Annotated in this window: 10 protein-coding genes; 8 read left to right on the top strand and 2 right to left on the bottom strand. The window is 55.3% G+C overall.

The genetic code is table 11. The features are described 5' to 3' along the window. The 8 genes from K5905_RS24475 to K5905_RS24440 form a co-directional block, all read left to right on the top strand. Window positions 1-265, top strand: a 265-nt coding sequence (locus K5905_RS24475) for a GTP cyclohydrolase I (protein ID WP_297588922.1), incomplete at its 5' end; no start/stop codon positions are given. A 53-nt stretch (window positions 266-318) separates the two neighbouring features. Beyond that, window positions 319-774, top strand: a complete 456-nt coding sequence (gene hisI / locus K5905_RS24470; RefSeq protein ID WP_297588919.1) for a phosphoribosyl-AMP cyclohydrolase — start codon at window positions 319-321, stop codon at window positions 772-774. Between the two features lie 209 nt (window positions 775-983). Beyond that, window positions 984-1,139 (top strand): periplasmic nitrate reductase, NapE protein, encoded by a 156-nt coding sequence (gene napE, locus K5905_RS24465; protein WP_297588917.1) that lies wholly within the window; start codon window positions 984-986, stop codon window positions 1,137-1,139. 3 nt (window positions 1,140-1,142) lie between these two features. Next, window positions 1,143-1,658 carry a ferredoxin-type protein NapF gene (gene napF / locus K5905_RS24460; RefSeq protein WP_297588915.1) on the top strand — a complete coding sequence of 172 codons (516 nt, stop codon included), beginning with the start codon at window positions 1,143-1,145 and terminating at the stop codon, window positions 1,656-1,658. Then, window positions 1,655-1,924 (top strand): chaperone NapD, encoded by a 270-nt coding sequence (locus tag K5905_RS24455; RefSeq protein WP_297588913.1) that lies wholly within the window; start codon window positions 1,655-1,657, stop codon window positions 1,922-1,924. Before napF ends, K5905_RS24455 begins: the two co-directional genes overlap by 4 nt. An 11-nt stretch (window positions 1,925-1,935) precedes the next feature. Continuing rightward, window positions 1,936-4,431, top strand: coding sequence for a nitrate reductase catalytic subunit NapA (napA, locus tag K5905_RS24450; RefSeq protein ID WP_297588911.1), 2,496 nt, complete (start codon window positions 1,936-1,938; stop codon window positions 4,429-4,431). Between the two features lie 8 nt (window positions 4,432-4,439). Further along, window positions 4,440-4,907, top strand: coding sequence for a nitrate reductase cytochrome c-type subunit (locus K5905_RS24445; RefSeq protein WP_297588910.1), 468 nt, complete (start codon window positions 4,440-4,442; stop codon window positions 4,905-4,907). Next, on the top strand, window positions 4,907-5,566 hold the full coding sequence (locus K5905_RS24440) for a cytochrome c3 family protein (RefSeq protein ID WP_297588908.1): 660 nt from the start codon (window positions 4,907-4,909) through the stop codon (window positions 5,564-5,566). The genes K5905_RS24445 and K5905_RS24440 overlap by 1 nt, the downstream gene beginning before the upstream one ends. Window positions 5,567-5,647: 81 nt before the next feature. On the opposite strand, the gene K5905_RS24435 is transcribed toward K5905_RS24440, so the two are convergent. Both K5905_RS24435 and K5905_RS24430 read right to left on the bottom strand, forming a co-directional pair. After that, entirely contained in the window at window positions 5,648-6,079 is a 432-nt protein-coding gene (locus tag K5905_RS24435) for a CBS domain-containing protein (RefSeq protein WP_297588905.1), read from the bottom strand. A 112-nt stretch (window positions 6,080-6,191) separates the two neighbouring features. Next, window positions 6,192-6,499, bottom strand: a 308-nt coding sequence (locus tag K5905_RS24430) for a rhomboid family intramembrane serine protease (protein ID WP_297588902.1), incomplete at its 5' end; no start/stop codon positions are given.

The raw sequence follows: 6,499 nt of genomic DNA, 5'->3' as shown, positions 1-6,499 counted from the left end.
AGGCCTGTCAAAGCTTGCACGTGTCGTGGATATCTACGCCAAGCGTCTGCAGACACAGGAAAACTTGACGGCACAAATTGCTTCGGTCATTGACGATAGTCTGGCGCCGCGAGGGCTTGCCGTGATGCTGGAAGCAGAACATCAGTGCATGACCATGCGAGGCGTTCAAAAACCGGGGGTCTCCACGATCACCACTCAATTCACTGGCGTATTCCAGGATGACCCGGCCGAACAGGCCAAGTTTATGTCCATGGTACGCGGCTAGGGCCTTTGACGAAAACGCCCTTGCACCCGATTGTTTGAGGCAAGTGCTCTTCCATGTGCAATTCCGAGATTTCCGAGCGTGGCGACAAAGACGCGGTCGAGAATGGCGTTTTTCTGATGCCGAAATTCGACCGAGACGGCTTGATTGTGGTCGTCGTCACTGAAGTAACTTCCGGTGAAGTGCTTATGGTCGGTTACATGAATGAAGAAGCTCTGAAACGCACGATCGAGACCGGAGAAGCCTGGTACTGGAGCCGTTCGCGCCAGAGCTTCTGGAAAAAGGGTGAAACATCCGGACAGATTCAAAGTGTGCATGAAATCCTGACTGACTGCGATCAGGATGCACTCGTGCTCAAGGTTTCCGTCGCTGGGAACGGAGCAACTTGCCACGTCGGGTACAGGTCGTGTTTTTTCAGAAAAGTGGTCAAACCCGATTCAGGTGCCGTGCAGCTGGAGCGGGTCGAGACCGAAAAGGTTTATGACCCCGCGGATGTCTACAACAATTCCTGACTCCTCTTATCCGTGTGCGCGCAAATTCGAATCGGTTTTCGCTAACAATTTATTGACAAATATCAATATTTCCATGGGTTTATTAGTCGTCTCTACGCGTTTTTACTTATTTCGATCTCCTCTCCACTTCGCCTAAAGTCGACACAGGCGCAAACGACGCGAACTTTGTTTGCGCCACATAAATCCGTCCGCATGCTTAAGGAGAGGTCATGTCGGAAAACGGTGCTCAAACCAAACGGGACGAACGCATCGCGTTTATCTTGCTAGCTGTCGTATTGGCCCCTGCATTATCCGTCGCAATTGTCGGCGGATACGGGTTCATTGTCTGGATGTCCCAGATCTTTTTTGGACCGCCTGTAGGCTGATAAATGTCAGCAGATCCAAAATTTTCGGCGAGCCGCAGGTCATTCCTGAAACTGCACAGCCAGCCGAAGCCTCTCGCGATCAGACCACCCTGGTCTGACGAAGCTTCGGTGAACGGGCAATGCACAAGTTGCAATGCCTGTATTGACGTATGCCCGGAATCGATCCTGCAAGCTGATGCCAATGGCCAGCCTGTTGTGATCTTCGACGGCGGTGAATGCACGTTTTGCCAAAAATGTGCAGCCGCTTGCGAAGCGCATGTGTTCGATCTCGCGCGAACAGAACCCTGGAGCTACAAAGCGGAAATCCAGAAAGGGTGCCTGCAGGACGAAGGCATAAGCTGCCAGCTTTGCCGCGACAGTTGCCCGCAAACAGCCATTCGTGTCGATGTCGCCAAGCGCCCCTTTGGCCGTTTGAGAATCGATCCGGACGCCTGCAACGGCTGTGGCGCCTGTCTGGTCACCTGTCCGCAGGAAGTACTCCTTTTGAAAAGCGCCGGATACGAAACGGAGGCCGCATGAGCGAAATTGTCCATATTGCCAGCCTGCTCGTCCAGGCTCTGCCGGACAAGCGCGCTTCGATCGAAAGCGGAATCGAAAGGCTTGATGGCGCCGAAGTCGCTCATGCCGACGATCAGGGTCGCCTGATTGTAACCGTGGAAACGGCGAGCGAGGCCCAGATCGTCCAGGCACTTACTGAAATTCAGCTGCTTACCGGTGTTGTGAGCGCATCCCTTGTTTACCACCAGACCGACGGCGGGCCCGATAGTGCCCATGCCGACATCTGAGGAGACCCCTTATGAGCGAAATTAGCAGACGCGATGTCATCAAAGCGCAAGCCGTGGCCGCTGCCGCCGCGGCAGCAGGCGTTTCGGTGCCTGCAAATGCGCAAAACCTTATCACCGACGCGGAACTCACCGATCTGAAATGGTCGAAAGCACCCTGCCGGTTCTGCGGCACTGGTTGTTCGATCATGGTCGCCACCAAGGCCGGACGGGTTGTTGCGACCCATGGCGACGCAGAAGCGGAAGTGAACCGTGGCCTGAACTGCGTCAAAGGGTATTTCCTGTCCAAGATCATGTATGGGGAAGACCGTCTGACAACGCCGCTGTTGCGCAAGACCGACGGCAAATACGACAAGAACGGTCAGTTCACCCCGGTCAGCTGGGACGAAGCCTTTGATATCATGGCTGAAAAGTGGAAAGCCACGTTAAAGGAAAAAGGCCCGAAAGCGATCGGCATGTTCGGCTCGGGACAGTGGACGGTCTGGGAGGGATATGCTGCCTCGAAGTTGATGAAAGCCGGCTTCAGGTCCAACAATATCGACCCGAACGCCCGGCATTGCATGGCGTCCGCCGTGGTCGGCTTCATTCGCGCCTTCGGCATCGACGAACCGATGGGCTGCTACGATGACTTTGAAAATGCGGATGCCTTCGTTCTCTGGGGCTCAAACATGTCAGAGATGCACCCAATCCTCTGGACCCGGGTCACCGACCGTCGGCTCAGTCATCCGCATGTTAAGGTGGCGGTTCTGTCCACCTTCACGCATCGCAGTTTTGACCTGGCGGATATTCCGGCAATTTTCACTCCCCAGTCCGATCTCATCATCGCCAACTACGTCGCCAATCACATCATTCAGTCGGGCGCGGTCAATGAGGATTTCGTCTCCAAGCACGTGAATTTCCGGAAGGGTGATCAGGACATTGGATACGGGCTGCGTCCGGAAACACCGCTGGAACAGGCGGCCGCCAATCCCGGCAGCGGTGCGTCCAAACCGATGACGTTCGAGGAGTTCGCTGAATTCGTCAAACCCTACACCCTGGAGTTTGCAGCAGAACAATCAGGCGTTCCTGCGGAACAGCTCGAGAAGATAGCAAATCTCTATGCGGACCCGAATACCAAGGTCATGACACTCTGGACGATGGGCGTGAACCAACACACGCGCGGCGTCTGGATGAACAACCTCCTGTACAACATCCACCTTTTGACGGGAAAAATCTCTCAACCCGGCAATTCTCCGTTCTCACTGACCGGACAGCCATCTGCCTGCGGTACAGCCCGTGAAGTGGGTACATTCGCACACAGGCTGCCTGCCGACCTGCTCGTGGCCAACCCGGAACACCGGGCCTTTGCCGAAGAGATCTGGAAGCTCCCGGAAGGCACCGTTCCGGATTGGGTCGGTGCTCACGCTGTCCTGCAAAACCGGATGCTGAAAGACGGCGACATCAATTGCTACTGGGTTCAAGTCAACAACAACATGCAGGCCGCGCCCAACATGATGGAAGAAGGCCTACCCGGATATCGCAATCCGGATAACTTCATCGTTGTCTCCGACGCCTATCCCACCGTGACTGCAGAGGCAGCCGACCTGATCCTTCCCACTGCCATGTGGGTCGAAAAGGAAGGTGCTTATGGCAACGCGGAGCGCAGAACCCAGTTCTGGCATCAGCTTGTTGATGCGCCCGACGGGGCCAAATCCGACCTTTGGCAACTTGTCGAGTTTTCAAAACGTTTCACCACGGACGAAATCTGGCCGGCTGAAATTCTGGATGCCAACCCGGATTACAAAGGCAAGACGCTTTATGACGTTCTGTTTGCAAATGGACAGGTAGACGCCTTCTCCAACAGCGAGCTGAATGAGAACTACGCGAACCACGAAGCTGAGGACTTCGGCTTTTACATCCAAAAGGGCCTGTTTGAGGAATATGCACGGTTTGGACGCGGACATGGTCATGACCTTGCGGATTTCGACACTTATCACAAGGTTCGTGGCTTGCGCTGGCCGGTCGTCGACGGCAAGGAAACGCGCTGGCGTTACAATGGCGAGTACGACCCTTATGTGACGGACGGTGCCGAGTTCGAATTCTACGGCAAACCCGACGGCAAGGCTGTTGCCTTTGCCCTGCCCTACGAACCGCCTGCAGAGAGCCCCGACGGCGAGTATCCGTTCTGGCTGACCACCGGCCGTGTTCTGGAACATTGGCACTCCGGGTCCATGACCCAACGGGTACCGGAACTCTACAAGGCCATTCCGGACGCTCTGTGCTACATGCACCCAGACGATGCCGAGGAGCTTGGCCTGAGACGGGGATCGGAGATCAAGATCCAGTCCCGCCGCGGCGAGATGATCACCCGTGTGGAAACCCGGGGCCGGAACAAGCCCCCCAGAGGACTGGTGTTCGTACCCTGGTTCGACGCCCGGCAACTGATCAACAAGGTGACACTCGACGCAACGGATCCGCTGTCAAAACAAACTGACTTCAAGAAATGCGCCGTGCGCATCGAAGCTGTGTGAGGTTAGCCATGAAACGCTTTGCTCTTGCCATTGCAGCCCTTTTGGGACTTCTCGTCACCCTCGCCGCGGCCGAAGACAAGGTCGCCACTTTGCGGCCGGTCACGCCTCTTGCTGAAAGCGGAGAGGCAGCGCCGATGCCCAACGTGGTCAATACCGACATTCGCCAGGTACGGAACTATCCGGAACAACCGCCCCTGATCCCCCACAAGATCGACAACTATCAGGTCGACAAGAACTCCAACAAGTGCCTGACCTGCCACTCGCGTGCGGCCATTGAAACCAGTCAGGCGCCTATGGTTTCGATCACGCACTTCATGAACCGGGACAATCAGTTCCTGGCGTCCGTCACTCCCCGCAGATATTTCTGCAATCAGTGCCACGTGGTTCAAACGGATGCCCGGCCCTTGCTTGAAAACGAATTTGTCGATGTCGACGCCGTCCTTGAATATGTGAAATCCAAAGAGGGGGCCAACTGATGTGGGCCTTGATCAAACGGATTTGGGGTGTAGTCCGGCGGCCCAGTGTTCACTACAGCCTTGGCTTTCTGACCCTGGGCGGTTTCATAATGGGAGTTCTCTTCTGGGGGGCATTCAACACTGCGATGGAGCTCACCAACACGGAAACATTTTGCACCGGCTGCCATGAGATGCGGGACAATGTGTTTGCGGAGCTGAAGACAACTATCCATTACTCCAATCGTTCAGGCGTCCGGGCAACCTGTTCAGATTGTCATGTGCCGCACAACTGGACGGACAAGATCGCACGGAAAATGCAGGCGTCCAAGGAAGTCTGGGGCAAGATCTTTGGCACGATCAACACACGGGAGAAGTTTCTGGCGCATCGGCTGGAGTTGGCTCAGCATGAATGGGCCCGGCTCAAGGCCAACAACTCACTGGAATGCCGCAACTGCCATTCATCCGACTCCATGGACATCACCAGACAAAGTACGCGCGCAGCCGAGGCTCATGAGCGGTTTCTCTTTACCGGTGAAAAAACATGTATCGATTGCCACAAGGGAATTGCGCACCAGCTTCCCGACATGTCGCAGCAGTCAACCTGGATGGAAGCCCCGTCCGGAAAAGCGCTGGAAAATGCGACGGCCTTTTTGGAACAGCGTCAAAAAGAGACAAATTGATCACAAGTGGGACTATCAAAGCCGAAAAACAAAAAGGCTGGCCAAATTGGCCAGCCTTTTTTTGATCCGTATCGGTTTTGCTCAGGACATTGAAATATAGCTGCGCATTTGCTCGGCTTCGAGCTCCACCTGCGCAATTTTGAATTTCACAACGTCACCAATCGAAATCACCCCGGTCAATGCACCATCCTTGATAACAGGCATATGGCGGAACCGGCCCTGGGTCATGCGTGCCATGACTTCATTGACACTATTGTCCTCTGAACAGGTTATAACATCCTTGGTCATGACGGCGGATACAGGCAACGTCAGCGCCGAAGCGCCCTGAGTACCAATCACGCGCACGATGTCACGCTCGGAAATGATTCCCTCGATCGAGTTGTCACCCGAGCACACAACCACCGCACCAATCTTGTTCTTCGCAAGGGTTTCGCAAATTTCGCCCAACAGCGCGTCACTGCGCGCTGTAATCGTCTCGTGGCCTTTTCCACTTAAGATTGCGGCTACGGTCATCTAAGAGCACCTCCGATGGCTTCAATCAGCCCGTCATTCACGGGGTCGTCTCATCATGGCAAAAAATTCAGCGTGTGCAATCCTTTGACGCGAAGATGATGACCAAAAACGACTATCGCAGGTACCGCTGCACCGGATCAAAAACAGGAAACAGGGCGAGTCCGGCGACAAACCCTCCGATATGCGCCTGCCAGGCTACACTCGCCGGTTGCCCGGCCACCGGACCGCTCATCAACCCGAAAAAGAGGTTGAGGCCGAACCAGACGGCGACAAACACCAGAACCTGTTGATTTCGAAAGCATTCCGAGAGCGGTTGTGCGGGCACCAAATAACCTGTCTGGTCCGAGCGCCGGATTGCGCCCAGAGGTCCACCAAGTTCGAAGACGAAACGAAGCGCGCCTGCCATCTGCCCTGAAACGG

Source organism: Roseibium sp., assembly GCF_025698965.1.
Classification (GTDB): Bacteria; Pseudomonadota; Alphaproteobacteria; order Rhizobiales; family Stappiaceae; genus Roseibium.
This window is presented reverse-complemented; position numbering and strand designations above follow the sequence as displayed.